This is a genomic window from Methylobacterium sp. WL7 (assembly GCF_008040085.1).
GTDB classification, from domain to species: domain Bacteria; phylum Pseudomonadota; class Alphaproteobacteria; order Rhizobiales; family Beijerinckiaceae; genus Methylobacterium; species Methylobacterium mesophilicum.
In genome coordinates this window covers 43,302-65,447 of sequence record NZ_VRVG01000015.1, presented here as the reverse complement: position 1 = coordinate 65,447, position 22,146 = coordinate 43,302, and the positions used below count along the sequence as shown (strand labels likewise).

Here is a 22,146-nt window from a genome sequence, read left to right as displayed (position 1 = left end):
CACCTAAACCGACCCCCAGACCCGCATCGCCGAGCCGTCCCTGCCCATGTCCCACAAGAAATCGTTCCAGGGGCTGATCCTGACGCTGCAGGAGTTCTGGGCGGCGCAGGGCTGCGTGATCCTCCAGCCCTACGACATGGAGGTCGGCGCCGGCACGTTCCATCCGGCGACCACGCTGCGCGCCCTCGGGCCGAAGCCCTGGAAGGCGGCCTATGTCCAGCCGTCGCGCCGGCCCAAGGACGGCCGCTACGGCGAGAACCCCAACCGGCTCCAGCACTATTACCAGTTCCAGGTGATCCTGAAGCCGAACCCGCCGAACCTGCAGGAACTCTACCTCGCCTCCCTGGACGCGATCGGGGTCGACCTGAAGCTCCACGACATCCGCTTCGTCGAGGACGACTGGGAGAGCCCGACGCTCGGCGCCTGGGGCCTTGGCTGGGAATGCTGGTGCGACGGGATGGAGGTCAGCCAGTTCACCTACTTCCAACAGGTGGCCGGCTTCGAATGCGCCCCCGTGGCCGGCGAGCTGACCTACGGGCTCGAGCGGCTCGCCATGTACGTCCAGGGTGTCGAGAACGTCTACGACCTCGACTTCAACGGCGCCGAGGGCGCGGACCGGATCACCTACGGCGACGTGTTCCTGCAGGCCGAGCAGGAATATTCCCGGCACAACTTCGAGGCGGCCGACACGGCGATGCTGTTCCGCCAGTTCACCGACGCGGAGGCCGCCTGCCGGTCCTATCTCGACGCCGGCGCGCCCGCCGCCGAGACCGAGCGCCACCGCATGGCGCAGCCGGCCTACGACCAGTGCATCAAGGCAAGCCACGTCTTCAACCTGCTCGACGCCCGCGGGGTAATCTCGGTCACGGAGCGCCAGAGCTACATCCTGCGGGTGCGGGAACTCGCCAAGGCCTGCGGCGCGGCGTGGCTCAAGACGGCGGCCGGTGGAGCCCCTTGAGCCCTCGCGCGTTGCAACCCCCGCCAATCGGCGCGCTTCGGCGCGTCCGCAGACGCGGGAATCCCATGATGAAAAAGACCCTCCTCGCCCTCGGCGTCCTCGCGTTCGGTCTCGCCCCGGCGCACGCGGCCGACCCCGGCCCGGAGGCGGTGGTCAAGAAGCTTTATGCCGAACCGCGCCCGAATCACTCGGCCGTCTACACCAAGCGCCTCCAGGGCCTGTTCGACGCCGACGCCAAGCAGGCCAACGGCGCCACCGGCAGCCTCGACTTCGATTACCGCCTCAACGGCGAGCCCCTGAAGCCCGACACCGTGAAGGCCCTGACCTTCAAGGAGGCCACGGAGGGTAAGGACCAGGCGAAGGTCACGGTGGAGCGCAAGGGCGGGGACGGCTCGAAATCCATCGTCTTCGACCTCGTGCGCGAGGACGGAGCCTGGCGGGTGTCGGACGCCCACGCGATCGGCGATCGCAAATGGCAGCTCACCACCATCCTGAAGGGCGAGGCGCAATAAGGCCGGCCCCGGGCGTTCGACCCTCGACAGGCCAGCGGCGCGGCGATATGGCCGCGCCATGCCCGACCTCCTGCTCGAACTCCGCTCGGAAGAGATCCCCGCCCGCATGCAGCGGCGCGCGGCGGAGGATCTGAAGAAACTCGTCACCGACGCGCTGGTCGAGCGCGGCTTCCTGTACGAGGGCGCTAAGGCCTTCTCGACGCCGCGCCGCCTCGCCCTGCACATCGCCGGCCTGCCGGCTCGCGGCGAGGCCGTGCGCGAGGAGCGCCGCGGCCCGCGGGTCGGTGCCCCCGAGGCCGCCATCCAGGGGTTCTTGAAGGGCGCCGGCTTGGCGAGCCTGGATGAGGCCCAAAGAATCACTGATCCGAAGAAGGGCGAGTTCTATCTTGCGGTGATCGAGCGGCCCGGCCGCGAAACCCTGGATGTGCTGGCCGAACTCCTGCCCGAAATCATCAAAGGTTTTCCCTGGCCGAAGGCGATGCGCTGGGGCGCGGCCTCGGCCCAGCCCGGCGCCCTGCGCTGGGTGCGGCCGCTGCAAACGATCGTCGCGACCTTCGGGCCGGAGACCGAGACCCCCGAGGTGGTGCCATTCGCGGTCGGCGGCATCGCGGCCGGGACCGTCACCTACGGCCACCGCTTCCTGGCGCCGGGCCCGATCGAGGTCCGCCGGTTCGACGACTACATCCAGGCCCTGGAGCGCGCGAAGGTCATCCTCGACGCCGACCGGCGCAAGGACGTGATCCTGCACGACGCCCGCGACCTCGCCTTCGCGCGCGGCCTCGACCTCGTGGAGGACGAGGGCCTGCTGGAGGAGGTGGCCGGCTTGGTGGAATGGCCGGTGGTGCTCATGGGCTCCTTCGACGCGGCCTTCCTCGACATCCCGGCCGAGGCGATCCGGGCGACCATCCGGGCGAACCAGAAGTGCTTCGTCCTGCGCAAGGGGCACGCGGCGGGCGGCTCGGAGGATCTGGCCCCCGCCTTCATCCTGGTCTCGAATCTTGTGGCGTCTGACGGCGGCCAGGCGATCACCGCCGGCAACGAGCGGGTGGTGCGGGCGCGCCTGTCGGACGCGAAGTTCTTCTGGGAGACCGACAAGGCGATCCGCCTGGAAAACCGTCTGCCCAAGCTCGACAGCATCGTCTTCCACGAAAAACTCGGCACCCAGGGTGAGCGGATCGCCCGCATCGCCGCCCTGGCGCAGGAGCTGGCGCCCCTGGTCGGGGCCGATCCGGCCCTGGCCGAACGCGCGGCGCGCCTCGCCAAGGCCGATCTCGTCACCGAGATGGTCGGCGAGTTCCCGGAGTTGCAGGGGCTGATGGGGCGCAAATACGCGGCGCTCCAGGGCGAGCACGGAAGCGTCTGCGCGGCCATCGAGGAACATTACAAGCCGGTCGGCCCCTCCGACCGGGTGCCGAGCGACCCGGTCTCGATCGCGGTGGCGCTGGCCGACAAGCTCGACACGCTAGTGGGCTTCTGGGCGATCGACGAGAAGCCGACCGGGAGCAAGGACCCGTATGCGCTGCGGCGAGCGGCGCTGGGGGTGATTCGGTTGCTGCTCGCCAACGAGATGCGCCTCGATCTACGGGCTCAGGCCGCCGAGCAGACGGCTCATGTCCAGGCCCTGACTGATACGCCGGAGGCCTATGATGAAGTCCGGGATCCGACGTCAGGACGTACGACGCGAACGGTAAAGAAGAGCGTCTGCGAGCGTAACGCGAAAGATCTTCTCGTCTTCTTCGCAGACCGCCTCAAAGTCTACCTACGCGACCAGGGCGCCCGGCACGACCTGATCGACGCGGTCTTCGCGCTGCCCGGCCAGGACGACCTGCTGATGGTGGTGCGCCGGGTTGAGGCGCTCCAAAAATTCCTCGACACGGACGATGGAAAAAACCTGCTCGCCGGGGTCAAGCGCGCCTCGAACATCCTGCGGATCGAGGAGAAGAAGGACGGCCGCGCCTACGATGCCGCGCCCGATTCCGCGCTTGCGGCGTCCGGCGAGCCGGCCGAGCGGGCGCTCGCCGAGGCCCTGGCGGGCGCCGCCGCGACGGCATCGCAAGCCATCGCGAGCGAGGACTTTGCCGGGGCGATGCGGGCGCTCTCGGCCCTGCGCGCGCCGGTCGACGCCTTCTTCCAGGACGTGACCGTCAACGCGCCCGACCCGAAGCTCCGCGAGAACCGCCTGCTGCTGCTCAACGCGCTCCGCGCCGCGACCCGCGCCGTGGCGGACTTCTCGAAGATCGAGGGATAGCGGCTGCAGTCCCTCCCGCCCCCTCATTCTGAGGCGCGAGCGCAGCGAGCCTCGAAGGAGGGCTCCAGGGATCGCGCGGCCGGCTGGAGGGCTCCTTCGAGGCAGCTGCGCAGCACCTCAGGATGAGGGGGATTGGTTGGAGGCCGCGCGGTTTTCACGCGATCGCCAAGCGTTTTCCCCGTCATTGCGAGCGCAGCGAAGCAACCCAGCGTGGCGCCACGCTCGGCGATGGCGCGCTGCCCTGGGTCACTGCGCTAAGCGCGTGATGATTGTGAGGTCGAACCCTTCAACCGGAAGTGGCCTCACCCGTGATCGTGCCCGGCATGATCCTCCACTTCCGGCAGGGTCAGCCCGAAATGGCTGACGAGATCCGCCACCTGCCCGGGGCTCAGCTGCCGCGGGTTGAGGTTGCGAAGCAGCAAGTAAAGCTTGGCGGTCTCCTCCAGCTCCTCGGTGGCGAAGACTGCGGCCTCCAGGCTGTCGCCGGCCACCACCGGGCCGTGATTGGCGAGCAGCACCGAACTGTACCGGCCGGCGAGCCCCCGGATCGCGTCCGCCACGGCCGGGTCGCCCGGGCGGTAATACGGCACCAGCGCGGTGCCGCCGGTGCGCATCAGGTAATAGGGCGTCAGCGGCGGCAGCACCTGGCGCGGGTCGATCTCCGGCAGCATCGAGACAGCCACCGCGTGGGTCGAGTGCAGGTGCACGATCGCCTTGGCCCCGCCCCGGCTCTCGTAGAGTGCCGTGTGCAGCGGGATTTCCTTCGTCGGCTTGTCGCCCGAGACCAGCCGGCCGTCCGCGTCCAGCCGCGAGATCCGGGCCGGGTCGAGGAAGCCCAGCGACGCGTTGGTCGGCGTCACCAGCCAGCCGCCGTCGGGCAGGCGCAGCGAGATGTTGCCCGACGAGCCCGGGGTCAGGCCGCGCTCGAACAGCGAGCGGCCGTAGCGGCAGATGTCTTCGCGCAGCCGGCTCTCGTCGCTCATGCGGTCGCTCCCTCGATCAGCTCGAATCCGAGATCGATTCTTTTTGGACCTTCACCGATCAGGCACGCGGCGGCCTGCCGGCCGATCTCCAGGCGCGGGGTGCGCACCGTCGACAGGGGCTGGGGCATCGCCGCCGCGAAGTCGAGCCCGTTGAAGCCGAACAGGGCGATCCGCCCCGGCACGCTCAAGCCCGCCGACAGGCAGGCGAAATAGCCGCCGAGCGCCATGTCGTCGTTGGAGAAATACACCGCGTCGAGGTCCGGCTGGCGCGCCAGCAGCGCCTCCAGCCCGGCCCGGCCGGAGCCCGGCGAGGACGGTCCGGGCCGGATTTCCTGGGCCTGGAGCGCCAGGCCGGCTTCGCCCAGGGCGGCCTCGAACCCGGCCAGCCGCTTGCCCGCCCGCAGATCCACCTGCAGGTCGTGGCCGAGATAGGCGATGCGGCGATACCCACGGGTCACGAGGTGCCGGGCGCTCGCCGCCCCCACCGCCCGGTTGGAGAAGCCGACCACGGCGTCGATCCCCGCCCCGTCCGTGTCGATCATCTCGACCACGCGCACGCCCCCGGCCTTCGCCAGGGCCACCGTCCCGGGATTGTGCTCCAGCCCGGTGAGCAGCAGCGCGGCCGGGCGCCAGGACAGGAGCGCGGCCGCCAGCGCCTCCTCCCGGTCCGGGTCGTAGTCGCTCACCCCGATCACGCAGCGGATGCCCGCGGCGTCCAGCGCCCCGGTCAGCCCGCGCAGCAGGTCGGGGAAGACGACGTTGGCCAGCGACGGCACGATCACCCCGGCGAGCTGGGCGCTCGCCCCCGGTCCCGCGAGGCTGCCGGCCAGCCGGTTCGGCACGTAGCCGAGCCGGGCCACGGCCTCGGCCACCCGCTCCCGGGCGCGCTTCGAAGAGGAGCCGTGGTTGCGCAGGACCCGCGAGACCGTGCTCTCGCCGACCCCCGCCTCCCGGGCGACGTCGGTGAGCGTCACGAGCCGCCCCGGCGGCTGGAATCCGTCCATCTCCCGGCCTTTTTTTGCGACTCCGCCGCACCTCCCACCCGCGCCCTCATCCTGAGGTGCCCGCGCCAGCGGGCCTCGAAGGAGCCTTCCAGAGGTCGGCGTGGTCCCTGGAGGGCTCCTTCGAGGCGGCTTCGCCGCACCTCAGGATGAGGGGGTTGGATCGGAGGCAGGTCTCGCGTTCGGCGGCACCTGATGCCCCGACATACCCTCCTGCATTATTCCGCACAACCGGATTGGCAGCGCTGCCAAAAACAGCTACAGGCACCGCCAGCGCCGCCGGAACGAGCGGCGAAGACCATTATCCGCCCGCCCTGCGACGCGGTCCGGACCAGGGAGAACGCCGATGTCGGTTCAAGCCGCCCCGTTGCGGGGCGCTGCCCTCGCGGAGGAGAAGTCCTTCGTCGACCGGACCTACGCGAAGGTGTTCTGGCGCCTCGTGCCGTTCCTGATGCTCTGCTACGTGGTGGCGTATCTCGACCGGGTGAATGTCGGCTTCGCCAAGCTGCAGATGTCCCAGGAGCTGAAGTTCTCCGAGACGGTCTACGGCCTCGGCGCCGGCATTTTCTTTCTGGGCTACTTCCTGTTCGAGGTGCCGTCGAACGTGATCCTGCACCGGGTTGGCGCCCGGGTCTGGATCGCCCGGATCATGATCACCTGGGGGGTGATCTCCGGCGCCTTCATGTTCGTGAACTCGGAATGGACCTTCTACGGGATGCGCTTCCTGCTCGGCCTGGCCGAGGCGGGCTTCTACCCGGGCGTGATCCTGTACACGACGCAGTGGTTCCCGGCCCATCGCCGGGCCAAGGTCATCGCGGTGTTCATGGCCGCGATCCCGATCTCCGGCATCTTCGGCAATCCGCTCTCTGGCTGGATCATGGACGCGTTCAACGGCGCCCAGGGCCTGTCCGGCTGGCAATGGATGTTCCTGGTCGAGGCCGTGCCGGCGGTGCTGATCGGCGTCGCGGTGTTCCTCTACCTCGATAACCGCCCGTCCGAGGCCAAGTGGCTGACCGACGCCGAGAAGCAGGTCCTCGAGCGCGACATCGCCGCCGACAACCACGGCAAGGAATCCAGCCCGCACTCGATCGCCACCGTGTTCCGCAACGGCCGCGTGTGGTTCATGAGCCTGATCTACTTCGCCTTCGTCACCGGCCAGTACGGCCTGACCTTCTGGCTGCCGACGATCGTCAAGGCGTCCGGGGTGCAGGGCAACCTCAATATCGGCCTGATCAGCGCGATCCCGTTCCTGTGCGCGGCCGTTGTCATGGTCCTGCTGGGCCTCTCCGCCGACCGGATGCGCGAGCGCCGCTGGCACCTGATCGTCCCGGCCCTCATCGGCGCCGTCGGCTTCGTCGTCTCGGCGAGTGCGGGCTCGACCACGATCGCCGTGGCGGCGCTCTCGGTGGCGGCGGCCGGCGTGCTGACCTGCTCGCCCCTGTTCTGGTCCCTGCCCACCGCCTTCCTGAGCGGCGCGGGGGCGGCGGCCGGCATCGCGCTGATCAACTCGGTGGGGAACCTCGCGGGCTTCGTCAGCCCCTACGTGATCGGGGCGCTGCGCGACGCCACCGGCAGCACCGCGGCCGGCATGTACGCGCTGGCCGTGATGCTGGTGGTCGGCTCGGTCTGCGTGTTCGTCACGCCGGCCAAGATGGTCAACCGCTGAGGTTGGCTCCTCGACGCCCTCTCCTCCCCCTTGCGGGGAGGAGCCGGAGGTGGGGTGGTGCCGGATGAGGCTTTGCGGTCCCTTCTGAGCCACCCCCACCCCTGACCCCTCCCCGCAAGGGGGAGGGGAAAACGCGGTAGATCAAACACTTGCTACCGAGTCCGTTATCTCACTCAGGAGCCAACCCGATGGCCACCACCCCGCAGACAGGCCGCGCCGCGGTGATCGGCCTCGGCTCCATGGGCTCCGGCATGGCGGGCTCGCTCCTGCGGGCCGGCTTCTCCGTCGCCGCCTGCGATGTGAACCCGGAGGCCGTCGCCCGCTTTCGGGCGGCGGGCGGGACCGCGGCGGCCCATCCCGCCGAGGCCGCCGGCGGGGCCGACGTGGTGGTCAGCGTGGTGGTCAACGCCGCCCAGACCGAGGCGGTGCTGTTCGGCGAAAAAGGCGCCGCCGCGGCGATGCCCGAGGGCGCCGTCTTCGTCTCGTCGGCGACCATGGATCCGGCCGTCGCCCGGGCGCTGGCGGCGCGGCTGGAAGCCACCGGCCGCCATTATCTCGACGCCCCGATGAGCGGCGGTGCCGCCCGCGCGGCCGATGGTGGACTGACCTTCCTGGCCTCGGGCTCCCCGGCCGCCTTCGCCAAGGCCCGGCCCGCCCTCGATGCCATGGCCGGCACGCTCTACGAGCTCGGCGACGCGGCCGGCCAGGGCGCGGCCTTCAAGATGATCAACCAGCTGCTCGCCGGGGTCCACATCGCCGCCGCCTGCGAGGCGATGAGCTTCGCCGCCAAGCAGGGCCTCGACTTGGCCCGCGTCTACGAGGTGATCACCAAGTCGGCCGGCAATTCCTGGATGTTCGAGAACCGGGTGCCCCATATCCTCGACGCCGACTACGCGCCGAAGAGCGCGGTCGACATCTTCGTCAAGGATCTCGGCATCGTGCAGGACATGGCCCGGGCGGAGAAGTACCCAGTCCCGGTAGCCGCGGCGGCGCTCCAGATGTTCCTGATGGCGTCGGGCGCCGGCATGGGCCGGGACGACGACGCCTCCGTGGCGCGGCTCTACGCGCAGGTCTCGGGCGCCAAGCTACCCGGTCAGGCCTAGGGAGTCCGAAAAAAATGCCGCGCTTTGCCGCCAACCTCAGCCTGATGTTCAACGAGGTACCGTTCCTCGACCGCTTCGAGGCGGCGGCCCGGGCCGGGTTCGACGCCGTCGAGTTCCTGTTCCCCTACGAGCACCCGCCCGAGGCTATCGCCGAGCGGCTCCGGGCGAACGGCCTGACCCAGGCTTTGTTCAACCTGCCGCCGGGGGATTTCGCGAACGGCGAGCGCGGCTTGGCGGCGTTTCCTGAGCGCTTCGATGAACTGAAGGCGGGCGTCGACACCGCGCTCCGCTACGCCGAGGCGACCGGCGTCGCCCGGCTGCACCTGATGGCGGGCCTCGCCCCGCACGATGACGCCAAAGCCGCCGACGCCTATCGCCAGGCGGTGACCTGGACGGCGGAGCGCCTGGGCGCGGCCGGCCTCGAACTCGTGATCGAGCCGATCAACGGCCGCAACATGCCGGGCTACTTTTTGAACGATTTCGGTCGGGCCGCCGATCTCATCCGCGAGCTGGCGCTGCCGAACCTGAAGCTCCAGTTCGACCTCTACCATTGCCAGATCCTGCACGGCGACGTGACCATGCGGCTGCGCGCGCTGATGCCGATCGTCGGCCATGTCCAGACCGCGAGCGTGCCCGAGCGGCACGAGCCCGGCACCGGCGAGATGAACGACGCGTTCCTGTTCGACGAACTGGACCGGCTCGGCTACGCCGGGTTCGTCGGCTGCGAGTACATCCCGGCCGCCGACACCGTGGCCGGCCTCGGCTGGCTCGCCGCCTACAAGGGGAGTGCCCGATGAGCCTCGCGCTGGGATGCGTCGCCGACGATTACACGGGCGCCTCGGATCTCGCCAACACCCTGACCAAGGCGGGCCTGCGCACGATCCAGACCATCGGCGTGCCGGCGGATGACCGCGCCCTGCCGGAGGCCGACGCGGTGGTGGTGGCTTTGAAGAGCCGCTCGATCCTGGCCGAGCAGGCCGTGACGCGCTCCCGCGAGGCGGAGGGCTGGCTGCGCGCCCGAGGCGCCGCCCACGTGATGTTCAAGGTCTGCTCGACCTTCGATTCGACCGACGCCGGCAATATCGGCCCGGTCATGGACGCCCTGCGGGAAGCGGCCGGCGAACCGATCGCGCTGGTCACTCCGGCCTTCCCGGAGACGGGCCGCAGCGTCTACCAGGGCAACCTGTTCGTCGGCGCGGTGCCGCTGAACGAGAGTCCGCTGAAGGACCACCCGCTCAACCCCATGCGCGACGCCAACCTGGTGCGCGTCCTGGCGCGCCAGAGCGCCGGCCCGGTCGGCCTCGTGGATACCGCCACGGTTGCCCGCGGCGCCGAGGCCGTGGCGGCCCGGCTCGACGCCCTAGCGGCAGAGGGCAAGCGGGCGGCCATCGCGGACGCGATCTTCGACAGCGATCTTGAAGTGCTCGGTCGGGCGATCCTCACGAAGCGCTTCTCGGTGGGGGCCTCGGGGCTCGGGCTCGGGCTCGCCCGCGCCCTCGTGGCCGACGGGCGCGGCACACCGGATGCGGCCGGCGGCGCCCTCGGCGAACCGGTGGGCGGCGCCGCGGCCTGCCTCGCCGGCAGCTGCTCGCAGGCGACCCTCCAGCAGATCGCCGCCGCGGAGGCGCTGATGCCGGTGCTGCGCCTCGACACGGCGGCCCTGCTCGGCGGCGCCGACGCGGTGGCGCGCGTGGTCGGAGAGGTCCTGGCCTTCGCTGAAGAACGTCTGGCCGCCGGCCCGGTGCTGATCGCCTCCTCGGCGACCCCCGAGGCGGTGCGCGCCCTCCAGGCGGAGCACGGGATCGACGCGACCGGCCACGCCATCGAGGCGGCGCTGGCCGCCATCGCCGAGGGGCTGGTCGCCCGCGGCGTGCGCCGGCTCGTGGTGGCCGGGGGCGAGACCTCGGGCGCCGTGGTCGACCGGCTGGGGCTCCGGGCGTTCCTGGTCGGTCCCGAGATCGCCGCGGGCGTGCCGATCCTGCGCACCGCCGGCCGGCCGGAGCCGATGCTGCTCGCGTTGAAATCCGGCAATTTCGGCGGTCCCGACTTCTTCGGGCGCGCCCTGGACATGATGGCCTGACGCGGCAAACCATCGGACGAAGAGGTTACCCATGCACGCCTTGATTCTCGGCGCCGCCGGTATGATCGGCCGCCGCCTCGTCGATGCCCTGGTCGCGGACGGCACGGTCGGCGGCGCGCCGCTCACCGCCCTCACCCTGCTCGACGTGGTGCCGCCCACGGCACCCGCCGGCTTCTCCGGACCGGTGAAGGCCGAGGCCGCGGATCTCACCGCCCCCGGCGCCGCCGAGTCCGCCATCGCCGATCGCCCGGGGGTGATCTTCCACCTCGCCGCGGTGGTCTCGGGCGAGGCCGAGGCGAACCTGGAACTGGGCTACCGGGTCAACCTCGACGGCACGCGGCTGCTGCTCGACGCGATCCGACGGGCCAACGCCGCCGACGGCTACCGGCCGAAGCTGGTCTTCACCTCGTCGCTGGCGGTGTTCGGGCCGCCCTTCCCGAAGGTGATCCCGGATGATTACATCCTGCGTCCGGCCTCCTCGTACGGGGTCCAGAAGGCCATGGGCGAGCTGATGCTCGCCGACTACGCCCGGCGCGGATTCCTGGACGGGATCGGCCTGCGGCTGCCGACCATCTGCGTGCGCCCGGGCAAGCCCAACAAGGCGGCCTCGGGTTTCTTCTCCGGGATCATCCGCGAACCGCTGGCCGGCCAGCAGGCGGTGCTGCCGGTCCCCGATACGGTGCGGCACTGGTTCGCCAGCCCCGCCGCGGCGGTCGGCTTCCTGGTCCACGCGGCCGGGCTCGACCTCGCGGCGATCGGCCCGCGGATCAGCCTGACCATGCCGGGTGTCTCCGCCACCGTCGCCGAGGAGATCGAGGCCCTGCGGCGGGTGGCCGGCGACAAGGCCGTGGCGCTGATCCGGCGCGAGCCGGACGCCGCCATCGCGCGGATCGTCGGCTCCTGGCCGGAGGCGTTCGAGCCGGAGGCGGCCCTCGCGCTCGGCTTTCGGGCGGACGCCTCCTTCGACGCGATCGTGGCGCAGCACGCGGCGGAGTTCCACGGCGGCTGAGATTTAGCCGCAGGCGGAGCGGATGTCGGTCCGCGGGAAATCGTTGCCGATATAGAGCAGGGGCACGCCGTGGACCTGCGCGCAGGCATAGGCGAAGCAGTCGCCGAGGTTCAGGCGGGCGGGGTGGCGGCCCTTACCAAAACGGGCATGGGCGGTGAGGGCGAGGGCGGATTCCGCCGCCGAAATCGGCACGATTCGCAGACCAGCGATGCGGATGAACGCGTCGACCTCCGTCTCGGCGTCTGCCACGGAGATCGCCTTCTTGCGCGCCACCGCGACCACCGTCTCGAAGACGGCGATGCCCGATGTGAGCGGCGTCATCGCGCCATCGAGGCAGTCCAGCAGGACGGAACGCTCCGGCTCGGCCGTCAGGATCGCCACGAGAGCCGAGGCGTCGACGAACATCACTCGTCGTTCAGGCTGTCGTAGAACGCCTTGTCGGCCTCCAGGCCCGTGCGCGGTACGGCATCCATCTTGTCGAGCAAGGGTTTCAGGCGCTCCGCGAGCGGCACCCGCGGCTCCTGCCGCGCCAGCTCGTTCGTGAGCGCGATCCGCACCGCCTCGGTCTTGCTCACGCCGGCCCGCGAGGCCAGTGTCTCGGCGAGCCGGTTCACCTCTTCGCTGCGGATGTTGAGCGGCATGACCGTCCCCGTGTAGAGATCCGAAAGGCTAGTGTGTCGCCACGGGTGCCGCAAGCCGCACAACACGTCCCGAAACCAAGGATCCCGATGACCCGCCTCGACGAGGCCCGCGCCGCGCTGAAGAAGACCTTCGGGTACGAGGATTTCCGGCCCGGTCAGGACGAGGTGATCGGCGCGGTGCTGGACGGCGACGACGTGTTCGCCGTGATGCCCACGGGCTCGGGCAAGTCGATGACCTACCAGCTGCCGGCGCTGATCGATGCCGGGTTGACCGTGGTGGTCTCGCCCCTGATCGCCCTGATGCACGACCAGGTGCAGCAGATGCGCAGCGTCGGCGTCGAGGCCGCCACCCTCAATTCGTCCGTGTCGGAGGTCGAATCGCGCGAGACCTGGCGCAGCCTGCGCTCCGGGGAGCTGCGCCTGCTGTTCGTATCCCCCGAACGCCTGCTGATGGAGGGCTGCATCGAGGCCCTGCGCGGCGTCGGGGTCCGGCGGCTCGCGGTGGACGAGGCCCATTGCGTCTCGCAATGGGGGCACGATTTCCGCCCGGAATATCGGGAGATCGCCCGGGCCCGGCAGGCGCTGGGCAACGTCCAGACCCTGGCGCTGACCGCCACCGCCGATGCCGCCACCCGGGCCGAGATCGCCGAGCGGCTGTTCCCGCAGGGGCGCGGCCCGAAAATCTTCGTTCACTCCTTCGACCGGCCGAACATTCGGCTGACGTTCCAGCCCAAGGACAACCCGGCCCGTCAGATTGAGCGCTTCCTCAAGCACCGAAGGGCGGAGAGCGGGATCATCTACTGCTCCTCGCGCAAGCGCGTCGAACAGCTCGCCGAGACCCTCAAGAAGGACGGGTTCGACGCCCTGCCCTATCATGCCGGCCTCGACCAGGGGACGCGGATGCGCAACCAGGACCGGTTCCTCCAGGAGGACGGCGTGGTGATGACCGCTACGATCGCCTTCGGCATGGGCATCAACAAGCCCGACGTGCGCTTCGTCTGCCACGCCGACATGCCCAACAACGTCGAGGGCTACTATCAGGAGATCGGCCGCGCCGGCCGCGACGGGTTGCCGGCCGACACGCTGACCCTCTACGGCCTCGACGACATGGCGTTGCGCCGCCGCCAGATCGACGAGAAGGAGATCTCCGACGAGCGCCGCCGGGTCGAGCGGCGCAAGCTCGAGGCGATGATCAGCCTGTGCGAGGGCGCCACCTGCCGGCGCCAGTCGCTGCTCGGCTATTTCGGCGAGGCGAGCGAGCCCTGCGGCCGCTGCGACCTCTGCCGCGGTGGCGTCACCCTGGTGGACGGGACCGTGGCGGCGCAGAAGATCCTGTCGGCGATCGTGCGCACCGGCCAGCGCTTCGGCGCGGCCTATATCTGCGACGTGGTCCACGGCAAGGAGAGCGAGCAGGTCCGCCGCAACGGCCACACAAGCCTCAAGACTTTCGGGGTCGGGGCGGACAAGCCTGTGGCCGCCTGGCGAGCGATCCTGCGCCAGCTCTTCGCCGCCGGGGCGATCGCCGAGAATGCCGACGGCTTTGGCGGCCTGTCCATGACCGAGAAGGGCGAGGCGATCCTGTTCGGGCGGGAGCCGGTCAAGCTGCGCCCCGATCCGGAACCGAAGTCCGAATCCCGCGAACGCCGCCGCACCGCGCCGCGCGAGGATGGCGAGATCGCCCTCTCCGAGACAGACGAGGCGCTGTTCCAGCACCTGCGGGGCCTGCGCGCCACCCTGGCGCGGGCCGAGGGTATCGCCGCCTTCATGGTCTTCCCGGACCGGACCCTGATCGAGATGGCCCGTCAGAAGCCCGTCGACCTGTGGGCGCTGCGCGCGGTCCACGGCGTCGGCGAGCGCAAGCGCGATGCCTATGGCGAGAAGTTCGTGGCGGCGATCGGCGAGTTCCTGGCCCAGCCGCCGGCGGCGTGAGCCTGCCGCCTCGGCGACCGGTCCGGCGCAAGCCCCACGCAGTTTCACTCTCGGCGCGCCCGGCCGCTTCCTGTAGGCAAGCGGCCAACTCGAATCGATCGGACCCATCATTTCGACGCTTACGCCCGACGCCGACGCACCGGCCCAGCACAGCTCCGGGAAGCCGGACGGCACCGCATCGCGGACGCTGACCTCCCGCATCGTGTTCTACATGCCGGGCTTCGATCCGCGCGATCCGGAGACCTACTGGGGCCTGTTCCGGCGCGAGGCGCGGTTCACCGCAGCCCGCCGGGGCGCCGCGATCACGGTCGGCGATCCGGTCCGCTCGGCGGACGGGATCGAGCTCGCCTGGGCGGCGGAATCGCGCGGCGTTTCCACCCGCTACGTCCTGCTGCGCTGGGAGGACATCGTCCGCGCCCGGTTCCCGCAATCCGACTGGACGCGGCTCCGGGGCGTGCCGGCGCTGCTCTGGCGCCTGTGGCGGTCGGGCTACATGGCCAACCTGCGCCGGGAGGGCTGGCGCTTCTCCACGGTGATCTTCTGCGTCCACTACATCTACATCGCGCTGGCGCTCCTCAGCGTCGCCGCGGCCGCCGGGCTCGCCGGGCTGGCACCGGCGGCGGCCCGGCCCTGGAGCCTGCTGGCGGTGCCGCCCCTCGCCTACGCGATCCTGGCCGGATTGATCCGGGCGACCCGCGGCAAGCCGCTCTACGTGCCCCACCTCGTGGACGACACCGCCTTCACGCATGCCTACGCGGCCGGCGAGGCACCCGAGATGGGGCCCCGCCTCGATGCCTTCGCGGCGCGCATCCACGCCGCCGAGGGCGACGCCGACGAGGTGGTGGTGGTCGGCCATTCCTCGTCGAGCTTCCTCGGCATCGAGGTGCTGGACCGGGTGCTCGCCCGCGATCCCGGATTCGGCGCGCGCGGCACGCCGGTCTCGTTCGTGAGCATCGGCAGCGTCATTCCCTGGCTCGGCCTAGACCCGGCCGCGCAGGGCTTCCGCGACAGCCTCCTGCGGTTCGGGCGGGCCGCGCAGATCCGCTGGCTCGACGTGCGCGCCACCTGGGACTGGCTGTCGATCCACAAGAACAACCCGATCGCCGCCTGCGGCCTGACCCCGCCCGATCCCGGCCGGCCCGCCGTCCTCTGGGTGGCGATCCACGAGCTGATCACCAGCGCCGATGTCGGCCGGCGGCAGTGGAACCTGTTCCAGATGCACTTCCAGCTGCTCATGGCGAGCCAGCGCGACAGCGGCTTCGACTATCTCGACGTAGTCACCGGGCCGGAGCCGGTGCACAGGCTCGTATCCCGCTGCCAGGAGGATGGGCCGCCCCCGGAGCGCGTCGGCGAAGCCGGGATCTGACCCCCGCCCCGCGCCCACGGATGTTGCCAGCGCGGGCGCTTCCGCTCTAGAGCCGGGTCAGCTTGAGATCTCAGCCCGGTTCGGGTTCGCCGCGGTACGCGTCCTTCGGGACGGGCCGCTCTCTGCCGAGACCTTCGCATGTTCCGCAACGACGTTCCGATCACCCCCGAGCTCGTGGCCCAGCACGGCCTCACGCCGGAGGAGTACGAGCGCTTCCGCGGCCTGATCGGGCGCGACCCGACGCTGACCGAGCTCGGCATCGTCTCGGCGATGTGGAACGAGCACTGCTCGTACAAGTCCTCGCGCAAGCACCTGCGTGGCTTGCCGACCTCGGGTCCGCACGTGATCCAGGGCCCGGGCGAGAATGCCGGCGTCATCGACATCGGCGACGGGCTGGCCTGCGTCTTCAAGATGGAGAGCCACAACCACCCGAGCTACATCGAGCCCTACCAGGGCGCGGCGACCGGCGTCGGCGGCATCCTGCGGGATGTGTTCACCATGGGCGCGCGGCCGATCGCGGCGCTCAATGCCCTGCGCTTCGGCTCCCCCGACCATCCGCGCACCCGCGCCCTCGTCTCCGGCGTGGTGGCGGGCGTGGGCGGCTACGGCAATTCCTTCGGGGTGCCGACGGTGGGCGGGCTGACCGGCTTCCACCGGCGCTACGACGGCAACATCCTGGTCAACGCCATGGCGGTGGGGCTCGCCCGCACCGACGCGATCTTCTACGCCGCCGCCACCGGGGTCGGGAACCCGATCGTCTATCTCGGCTCCAAGACCGGCCGCGACGGCATCCACGGCGCCACCATGGCGTCCGCGGAGTTCGACGAGGCCACGGAATCGAAGCGCCCGACCGTGCAGGTCGGCGACCCCTTCGCGGAGAAGCTGCTGCTGGAGGCCTGCCTGGAGCTGATGGCCTCGGGCGCGGTGATCGCCATCCAGGACATGGGCGCGGCGGGGCTGACCTGCTCGGCGGTGGAAATGGGCGCCAAGGGCGACCTCGGCGTCGAGCTCGACATCGAGAAGGTGCCGGCCCGCGAGGCCGGCATGACCCCCTACGAGATGATGCTGTCCGAGAGCCAGGAGCGCATGCTCATGGTGCTCAAGCCCGGCATGGAGGCCGAGGCGGAAGGCATCTTCGTCAAGTGGGGCCTCGACTTCGCGGTGATCGGCCGGACCACCGACACGCTGCGCTTCGTGGTCAAGTGGCACGGCGAGACCGTCGCCGACCTGCCGATCAAGGAGCTGGGCGACGAGGCGCCGCTCTACGACCGGCCGCATCTCGCCAACACCCATCAGCCGGTGATCGCCGCATCCACGGTGCCGGCGCCGGCCTCGCTCACCGAGGCGCTCAAGCGCCTCGTCGGCTCGCCCGACCTTGCCTCGAAGCGCTGGGTCTACGAGCAGTACGACCACTTCATCCTCGGCAACACCGTGCAGAAGCCCGGCGGCGACGCCGCGATCGTGCGGGTCGAGGACGGCCCGAAGGGCCTGGCGCTGACCTGCGACGTCACCCCGCGCTACTGCGAGGCCGACCCGGTCGAGGGCGGCCGGCAGGCGGTGGCCGAGGCCTGGCGCAACATCACCGCGGTGGGGGCCAAGCCGCTCGCCATCACCGACAACCTGAACTTCGGCAATCCCGAGAAGCCCGAGGTGATGGGCCAACTGGTCGGCTGCCTCCAGGGCATCGGCGAGGCCTGCCGGGCGCTCGACTTCCCCGTCGTGTCCGGCAACGTCTCCCTCTACAACGAGACCAACGGCGTCGGCATCCTGCCGACCCCCACCATCGGCGGCGTCGGCGTGCTCGACGACGTGGAGCGCCACGCCACCATCGCGCTCAAGCGCGAGGGCGACGTGCTGGTGCTGGTCGGTGCCGGCGAGGGCTGGCTCGGCCAGTCGTCCTATCTCGCGGTGATCGAGGGCCGGGAAGAGGGTGCGCCGCCCCCGGTCGACCTCGCGCTCGAGCGCCGCAACGGCGACTTCGTGCGCGGGCTGATCGTGTCCGGCACGGTCGACACCGTCCACGACCTGTCCGACGGCGGGCTCGCCGTGGCGCTCGCCGAGATGGCCATGGCCGGCGGCATCGGCGCGGCCCTGCCGGAGGTGCCGGTGGATCTGCCGGCCCACGCCTACCTGTTCGGCGAGGACCAGGCCCGCTACCTGCTGGCGGTCGATCCGGAGGCGGCCACCGACCTGCTCTACAGCGCCTCGGCCCAGGGCATCGACGCGGCCGTCGTCGGGGTGACCGGATCCGACCGTTTGACCCTGCCGGGCGGCGAGACCATATCCCTGTCCGAGCTGATCGCGGCCCATGAAGGCTGGCTGCCCACCTACATGGCGAGCCAGCCGGCCGCGCCGGCCGCCTGACCCCCTCAACGACGCCCCAGGAGTTTCCCGATGCCGATGGATGCGGGCGAGATCGAGCGCATGATCCGCGAGGCCCTGCCCGACGCGCAGGTCGAGATCCGCGACCTTGCCGGCGACGGCGACCATTACGCCGCCACCGTCCTGTCCGCGGCCTTTAAGGGCAAGACCCGGGTGGCCCAGCACCAGATGGTCTACGGCGCCCTGCAGGGCCGGATGGGCGGCGTGCTCCACGCCCTTGCGCTGACCACCGGCGTCCCTCAAGATTGACGGGAGACGTTTAGGCCTCGGGATGAGTCTAAAACCCTCCGTCTTCGTCGAACGCGTACAGCCGGCGGCCTGGGGCGAAGCCCTCGCTTGGGAACGTCAACTGCTTGGCGCCGTGCTGGGCGACCCATCCCTCCATGATGACCTTCGCGATCTCGTCGCGCCCGAAGATTTCTCGACAGGCATCCATGAGCGCCTGTTCGAGGCCGTACCGCGAATCACGGGTTCGGATGGGTCCATCGAGCGGGACGCGATCCCGGCCGCATTAGGGGCTTATGCCTGGGATGCGGAAGGCGGTGTCGAAGCCTGGCTCGACCGGTTACTGGCTGAGCGTGCCGCTGCCCCCGATGTGCTGCGGTGCGCGCGCGACATTCACGCAAACGCTGAACGACGGCGCGATCAGCCCGAACTGATCGATCAGGACACCGTCGCGTGGTGCCATCAACAGGTCGCCTTGCTCACGCGGCTGGCCGAGCGGTCCGACCCCTTATCTCAACAGATTGATTGGCAAAACATCGTTGGGGAGCTTCTGTACGTGGGCCGCTCGCAGACCAGCGGCGTGGTCCGCAAGATGGAGCTGGTTTTCGAACATCTCGTCAAACTCCTGTCAGACCCGGACGCGCCCAGCCGCAATCGGTGGCGGATCGAAATCGACGCGTTTCTGCTTCGGATCGCGCATGAGGCGAAGCCCTCCATGCGTCGACTGATCGACTTGGACGCTGCCTGGCGTCGTGGCGTTGCGGATGCCGCTGCCGGCCTTGCCGAATATGCGGTCCGCGTCCCTCGCGACCTGCCGCAGAAATGCCCGTTTACCTACGAGGATTTGACCGGCGGCACGTTGCCGGTCACCGCCCTCCTTGAGAAGCTGGCCGCGACCGGCAATATGAACGCAAGTCAACAGCCGTGAGATTCCCGATGACCGACGCCAACGCAACCATCCAGAACGAGATCGCCTCCCAGGACGTGGTGGTGTTCATGAAGGGCACCCCGCAGATGCCGCAATGCGGCTTCTCGGGCCAGGTGGTGCAGATCCTCAATTACCTCGAAGTGCCGTTCAAGGGCGTGAACGTGCTGGCCGACCAGGGCATCCGCGAGGGCATCAAGGCCTTCTCGAACTGGCCGACCATCCCGCAGATCTACGTGAAGGGCGAGTTCGTCGGCGGCTGCGACATCACCCGCGAGATGTTCCAGTCGGGCGAGTTGCAGACCTTCCTGGCCGAGAAGGGCATCCCGGTGAAGTCCGTCGCCGCCTGATTTCTTTGGGACCCGGCCGGATGGATCAGGGCGCCTGCGGGCGCCCTTTTTCGTGGCCGACTGCCATAGCGCCCGGTCGGGTCACCCGTGGGCGGGACGCATTCGCGTTCGCCGGCGCGATCGCCTATATCAGAACCGTTCCACAGCTATGGATAGACCGATCATCATGGCGACGCCGTCGCTCGACAGCGCCCGCGCGGCCGAACCCGCGATCGAGAAGGCGCCCGATTTCCAGCCCATGCCGCTCCCCGGCCGGCGCCCCTCGCTGGTCGGGCTGACCCGCGACGCGCTCAAGGCGCAACTCGTGGCGATGGGCGTGCCCGAGCGCGAGAGCCGGATGCGGGCCGGCCAGCTCTGGCACTGGGTCAACTTCCGCGGGGCGAACGACTTCGCCGAGATGACCAATGTCGGCAAGGCCCTGAAGGCCGAGCTGGCGCAGCACTTCACCCTGGAGCGTCCCGAGGTTGCGAGCCGCCAGGTCTCCCGCGACGGCACCCGCAAGTGGCTGCTGCGCATGGCGCCGACCAACCCGCAGGAGCACAATCGCGGCGCCGAGATCGAGTGCGTGTACATCCCGGGTCCGGACCGGGGCACGCTCTGCGTCTCCTCGCAGGTCGGCTGCACCCTCACCTGCTCGTTCTGCCACACCGGCACGCAGCGCCTCGTGCGCAACCTCTCGGCCGCCGAGATCGTGCAGCAGTTGGTGACCGCCCGGGACGAGCTCGGCGACTGGCCCGGCCAGATGCCGAGCCGCGACGCCTCCGGGGCCGGCGACGTCGGACGCCTGGTGACCAACATCGTGTTCATGGGCATGGGCGAGCCCCTGTACAATCTCGACGCGGTGATCGACGCCGTGGGGGTGATGTCCGACCAGGAGGGGCTCGCCCTGTCCCGGCGGCGCATCACGGTCTCGACCTCCGGGGTCGTGCCGCAGATCCCCCGGCTCGGTGAGGCGGCCAACTCCATGCTGGCGATCTCGCTCCACGCGGTGCGCGACGATCTCCGCAACGAGCTGGTGCCGCTCAACCGCAAATACCCGATCGCGCAGCTGCTCGAAGCCTGCCGGACCTATCCGGGCGTGAGCAACGCCCGCCGCATCACCTTCGAGTACGTGATGCTGAAGGGCGTCAACGATTCCGACGCCGATGCGCGCGAGCTGGTCCGCCTGCTCAAGGGCATCCCGGCCAAGATCAACCTGATCCCGTTCAATCCCTGGCCCGGCAGTCTTTACGAATGCTCGGATTGGGACCGGATCGAGCGCTTCTCCGAGATCGTGTTCAACGCCGGCTACGCCTCGCCGGTGCGCACCCCCCGGGGCCGGGACATCCTGGCCGCCTGCGGCCAGCTCAAGAGCGAGACCGAGAAGCTGCGCGCCCGGGCCCGGCTGATGCAAGAGGAAGGTATCGGCGCCGAGGGGTTCTACGCTGGGCTGGACGACTGACGCAGGTCCGGTTTCGAAAGGTCCGAGACCTTTCGTGGGTGCAGGGCAAAGCCCTGCTGCCGGGCTTCGCCCGGTGTCGGGCTCCGCCCTGACGACCCGCCAAAGGGCATGGCCCTTTGGAATCCCGGGATCACGCCGCGATCCGCTGCCCGTCCGCCCGGCGCAAGGGGGGCTCCTCGGCGCCGACCCATTCCGTGCGGTGCCGCGGCAGGGCCTCGGGGTGCTCGGCCTGGAGCCAGGTGATCATCGCCTCGCGGATCACGCAGCGCAGGTCCCAGGCCTGGGGCGCATTGCGGGCGCTCACCAGCATCCGCACCTCGATGGTCGTTTCCCTGGCGTCCGAGACTTGGAGGTTGACGACCTTGCCGTCCCACAGGGGCGTGGCGGCGGCGATCTCCGACAGCTTCTCGCGCATCCGGGCCACCGGGGCGCGGTGGTCGACATGCAGGAACACGCTGCCGATCAGCGAGGCGCCGTCCCGGGTCCAGTTCTGGAACGGCTTCTGGATGAAGTAGGTGAGCGGCAGCACCAGGCGCCGCCAGTCCCACAGGCGCACCACCACGTAGGTGGAGGTGATCTCTTCGACCCAGCCCCATTCGTTCTCGACGATGATCGCGTCCTCGATCCGGATCGGCTGGGTGATGGCGATCTGGATGCCGGCCACGAGGTTCGACAGGACCGGCTGCATGGCAAGCCCCAGGATCAGGCCAGCGGCCCCCGCCGAGGCCAGCAGGCTCACCCCATACTGGCGCACCGGCTCGAAGGTCATGAGCGCCACCGAGACGGTGATCAGGCCGACCAGGGTGACGGCGGCGCGCTCCAGGATGCGCATCTGGGTGAAGTGCTTGCGCGCCAGCAGGTTGTCCTCGGCGTCGAGCTTGAACCGGCGTAGGTAGATCACCGTGGCGATGTGGAGCGCGGTGGCGCAGCACCAGCCGGTGAGCGTCACGAAGGCGACGAGCAGGATCTGGTTGAGGGCGATCCGCACCTCCCAGGACAGGTGTACCGTCGTCGAGGCGAGGCTGATTGCCACGACGATCAGGCCCAGGCGGCTCGGTCCGCGGCTGCGCGAGACCAGGGAGCGCCAGAACAGGCTCTTGCTCGCCACCGCCCGCTTCATCGCCCGGTACGCGACCCCGTGCAGCGGCATCACCACGGCGCAGCAGGTGACGATCAGGATCAGGCTCTCGGCCCACCACGGCAGATAGGCCAGCACGGAGGCGGCGCGGCCGGTCAGGGCATTAAGGTCCGGCATCGGGCATGACCTCCACGGGTTCCGAACGGGACCTGGAGGAATGGGCGGCACCGGTCAGGGTTCCGCAGCGCA

20 protein-coding genes are annotated in these 22,146 nt (G+C 70.0%); 15 read left to right on the top strand and 5 right to left on the bottom strand.

The features are described 5' to 3' along the window. Positions 1-46: 46 nt before the first annotated feature. The 3 genes from FV233_RS06770 (at position 47) to glyS (ending at position 3,718) form a co-directional block, all read left to right on the top strand. A complete protein-coding gene (locus tag FV233_RS06770; RefSeq protein WP_147855523.1) occupies positions 47-958 on the top strand; it encodes a glycine--tRNA ligase subunit alpha in 912 nt (303 codons plus the stop codon). Between the two features lie 68 nt (positions 959-1,026). After that, positions 1,027-1,470 (top strand): hypothetical protein, encoded by a 444-nt coding sequence (locus FV233_RS06765; protein ID WP_147855522.1) that lies wholly within the window; start codon positions 1,027-1,029, stop codon positions 1,468-1,470. A gap of 58 nt (positions 1,471-1,528) precedes the next feature. Further along, entirely contained in the window at positions 1,529-3,718 is a 2,190-nt protein-coding gene (gene glyS, locus FV233_RS06760) for a glycine--tRNA ligase subunit beta (RefSeq protein ID WP_147897003.1), read from the top strand. 302 nt (positions 3,719-4,020) lie between these two features. Here glyS and FV233_RS06750 read toward each other — a convergent pair whose 3' ends face one another. Together FV233_RS06750 and FV233_RS06745 are read right to left on the bottom strand one after the other, a co-directional pair. After that, complete coding sequence (locus tag FV233_RS06750) at positions 4,021-4,701, bottom strand: aldolase (protein WP_147857452.1); 681 nt, start codon at positions 4,699-4,701, stop codon at positions 4,021-4,023. Beyond that, on the bottom strand, positions 4,698-5,705 hold the full coding sequence (locus FV233_RS06745) for a LacI family DNA-binding transcriptional regulator (RefSeq protein ID WP_147897002.1): 1,008 nt from the start codon (positions 5,703-5,705) through the stop codon (positions 4,698-4,700). Before FV233_RS06745 ends, FV233_RS06750 begins: the two co-directional genes overlap by 4 nt. Before the next feature lie 343 nt (positions 5,706-6,048). Between FV233_RS06745 and FV233_RS06735 the strand changes: the two genes are divergently transcribed. The 5 genes from FV233_RS06735 to denD all read left to right on the top strand — a co-directional run bounded on the left by FV233_RS06735 (position 6,049) and on the right by denD (position 11,560). Further along, on the top strand, positions 6,049-7,368 hold the full coding sequence (locus tag FV233_RS06735) for an MFS transporter (RefSeq protein ID WP_147857315.1): 1,320 nt from the start codon (positions 6,049-6,051) through the stop codon (positions 7,366-7,368). Positions 7,369-7,556: 188 nt separating this feature from the next. Continuing rightward, on the top strand, positions 7,557-8,471 hold the full coding sequence (gene ltnD, locus FV233_RS06730; RefSeq protein ID WP_147897001.1) for an L-threonate dehydrogenase: 915 nt from the start codon (positions 7,557-7,559) through the stop codon (positions 8,469-8,471). Positions 8,472-8,485: 14 nt separating this feature from the next. Next, the gene (gene otnI, locus FV233_RS06725) at positions 8,486-9,268 is read left to right on the top strand and encodes a 2-oxo-tetronate isomerase (RefSeq protein ID WP_147857472.1); all 783 of its coding nucleotides are present in this window, start codon (positions 8,486-8,488) and stop codon (positions 9,266-9,268) included. Continuing rightward, entirely contained in the window at positions 9,265-10,551 is a 1,287-nt protein-coding gene (otnK, locus tag FV233_RS06720) for a 3-oxo-tetronate kinase (RefSeq protein WP_147897000.1), read from the top strand. Before otnI ends, otnK begins: the two co-directional genes overlap by 4 nt. A gap of 31 nt (positions 10,552-10,582) precedes the next feature. Further along, positions 10,583-11,560: a D-erythronate dehydrogenase gene (denD, locus tag FV233_RS06715; RefSeq protein ID WP_147856467.1), complete on the top strand. Its 978-nt coding sequence runs from the start codon at positions 10,583-10,585 to the stop codon at positions 11,558-11,560. Positions 11,561-11,563: 3 nt separating this feature from the next. Here the strand turns inward: denD and FV233_RS06710 are convergent, their stop codons facing one another. Next, positions 11,564-11,965, bottom strand: coding sequence for a type II toxin-antitoxin system VapC family toxin (locus FV233_RS06710; protein ID WP_147856466.1), 402 nt, complete (start codon positions 11,963-11,965; stop codon positions 11,564-11,566). Continuing rightward, a complete protein-coding gene (locus tag FV233_RS06705) occupies positions 11,965-12,201 on the bottom strand; it encodes a type II toxin-antitoxin system VapB family antitoxin (protein ID WP_147856465.1) in 237 nt (78 codons plus the stop codon). The genes FV233_RS06710 and FV233_RS06705 overlap by 1 nt, the downstream gene beginning before the upstream one ends. An 87-nt stretch (positions 12,202-12,288) precedes the next feature. On the opposite strand from FV233_RS06705, the gene recQ reads away from it, so the two are divergent. The 7 genes from recQ to rlmN all read left to right on the top strand — a co-directional run bounded on the left by recQ (position 12,289) and on the right by rlmN (position 20,819). Then, positions 12,289-14,130, top strand: a complete 1,842-nt coding sequence (recQ, locus tag FV233_RS06700; RefSeq protein ID WP_147856464.1) for a DNA helicase RecQ — start codon at positions 12,289-12,291, stop codon at positions 14,128-14,130. A gap of 211 nt (positions 14,131-14,341) precedes the next feature. Next, the gene (locus FV233_RS06695) at positions 14,342-15,496 is read left to right on the top strand and encodes a hydrolase (protein ID WP_147897005.1); all 1,155 of its coding nucleotides are present in this window, start codon (positions 14,342-14,344) and stop codon (positions 15,494-15,496) included. A 138-nt stretch (positions 15,497-15,634) separates the two neighbouring features. Next, positions 15,635-17,860 (top strand): phosphoribosylformylglycinamidine synthase subunit PurL, encoded by a 2,226-nt coding sequence (purL, locus tag FV233_RS06690; RefSeq protein ID WP_147855271.1) that lies wholly within the window; start codon positions 15,635-15,637, stop codon positions 17,858-17,860. Between the two features lie 30 nt (positions 17,861-17,890). Then, complete coding sequence (locus FV233_RS06685; RefSeq protein WP_007568343.1) at positions 17,891-18,127, top strand: BolA family transcriptional regulator; 237 nt, start codon at positions 17,891-17,893, stop codon at positions 18,125-18,127. A gap of 22 nt (positions 18,128-18,149) precedes the next feature. Continuing rightward, positions 18,150-19,031 (top strand): DUF29 family protein, encoded by an 882-nt coding sequence (locus tag FV233_RS06680; protein ID WP_147896999.1) that lies wholly within the window; start codon positions 18,150-18,152, stop codon positions 19,029-19,031. A gap of 8 nt (positions 19,032-19,039) precedes the next feature. Continuing rightward, positions 19,040-19,378 carry a Grx4 family monothiol glutaredoxin gene (gene grxD / locus FV233_RS06675; protein WP_147896998.1) on the top strand — a complete coding sequence of 113 codons (339 nt, stop codon included), beginning with the start codon at positions 19,040-19,042 and terminating at the stop codon, positions 19,376-19,378. A gap of 166 nt (positions 19,379-19,544) precedes the next feature. Further along, complete coding sequence (gene rlmN, locus FV233_RS06670) at positions 19,545-20,819, top strand: 23S rRNA (adenine(2503)-C(2))-methyltransferase RlmN (RefSeq protein ID WP_147896997.1); 1,275 nt, start codon at positions 19,545-19,547, stop codon at positions 20,817-20,819. A gap of 130 nt (positions 20,820-20,949) precedes the next feature. Here the strand turns inward: rlmN and FV233_RS06665 are convergent, their stop codons facing one another. Then, positions 20,950-22,074: a mechanosensitive ion channel family protein gene (locus FV233_RS06665; RefSeq protein ID WP_147896996.1), complete on the bottom strand. Its 1,125-nt coding sequence runs from the start codon at positions 22,072-22,074 to the stop codon at positions 20,950-20,952. Positions 22,075-22,146: the final 72 nt, after the last annotated feature.

What these genes read in the sequence shown, in the direction of transcription:
- FV233_RS06770 (WP_147855523.1), top strand. Translation starts at nt 47, where the DNA reads ATGTCCCACAAGAAATCGTTCCAGGGGCTGATCCTGACGCTGCAGGAG.
- FV233_RS06765 (WP_147855522.1), top strand. Translation starts at nt 1,027, where the DNA reads ATGAAAAAGACCCTCCTCGCCCTCGGCGTCCTCGCGTTCGGTCTCGCC.
- glyS (WP_147897003.1), top strand. Translation starts at nt 1,529, where the DNA reads ATGCCCGACCTCCTGCTCGAACTCCGCTCGGAAGAGATCCCCGCCCGC.
- FV233_RS06750 (WP_147857452.1), bottom strand. Translation starts at nt 4,701, where the DNA reads ATGAGCGACGAGAGCCGGCTGCGCGAAGACATCTGCCGCTACGGCCGC.
- FV233_RS06745 (WP_147897002.1), bottom strand. Translation starts at nt 5,705, where the DNA reads ATGGACGGATTCCAGCCGCCGGGGCGGCTCGTGACGCTCACCGACGTC.
- FV233_RS06735 (WP_147857315.1), top strand. Translation starts at nt 6,049, where the DNA reads ATGTCGGTTCAAGCCGCCCCGTTGCGGGGCGCTGCCCTCGCGGAGGAG.
- ltnD (WP_147897001.1), top strand. Translation starts at nt 7,557, where the DNA reads ATGGCCACCACCCCGCAGACAGGCCGCGCCGCGGTGATCGGCCTCGGC.
- otnI (WP_147857472.1), top strand. Translation starts at nt 8,486, where the DNA reads ATGCCGCGCTTTGCCGCCAACCTCAGCCTGATGTTCAACGAGGTACCG.
- otnK (WP_147897000.1), top strand. Translation starts at nt 9,265, where the DNA reads ATGAGCCTCGCGCTGGGATGCGTCGCCGACGATTACACGGGCGCCTCG.
- denD (WP_147856467.1), top strand. Translation starts at nt 10,583, where the DNA reads ATGCACGCCTTGATTCTCGGCGCCGCCGGTATGATCGGCCGCCGCCTC.
- FV233_RS06710 (WP_147856466.1), bottom strand. Translation starts at nt 11,965, where the DNA reads ATGTTCGTCGACGCCTCGGCTCTCGTGGCGATCCTGACGGCCGAGCCG.
- FV233_RS06705 (WP_147856465.1), bottom strand. Translation starts at nt 12,201, where the DNA reads ATGCCGCTCAACATCCGCAGCGAAGAGGTGAACCGGCTCGCCGAGACA.
- recQ (WP_147856464.1), top strand. Translation starts at nt 12,289, where the DNA reads ATGACCCGCCTCGACGAGGCCCGCGCCGCGCTGAAGAAGACCTTCGGG.
- FV233_RS06695 (WP_147897005.1), top strand. Translation starts at nt 14,342, where the DNA reads ATGCCGGGCTTCGATCCGCGCGATCCGGAGACCTACTGGGGCCTGTTC.
- purL (WP_147855271.1), top strand. Translation starts at nt 15,635, where the DNA reads ATGTTCCGCAACGACGTTCCGATCACCCCCGAGCTCGTGGCCCAGCAC.
- FV233_RS06685 (WP_007568343.1), top strand. Translation starts at nt 17,891, where the DNA reads ATGCCGATGGATGCGGGCGAGATCGAGCGCATGATCCGCGAGGCCCTG.
- FV233_RS06680 (WP_147896999.1), top strand. Translation starts at nt 18,150, where the DNA reads ATGAGTCTAAAACCCTCCGTCTTCGTCGAACGCGTACAGCCGGCGGCC.
- grxD (WP_147896998.1), top strand. Translation starts at nt 19,040, where the DNA reads ATGACCGACGCCAACGCAACCATCCAGAACGAGATCGCCTCCCAGGAC.
- rlmN (WP_147896997.1), top strand. Translation starts at nt 19,545, where the DNA reads ATGGCGACGCCGTCGCTCGACAGCGCCCGCGCGGCCGAACCCGCGATC.
- FV233_RS06665 (WP_147896996.1), bottom strand. Translation starts at nt 22,074, where the DNA reads ATGCCGGACCTTAATGCCCTGACCGGCCGCGCCGCCTCCGTGCTGGCC.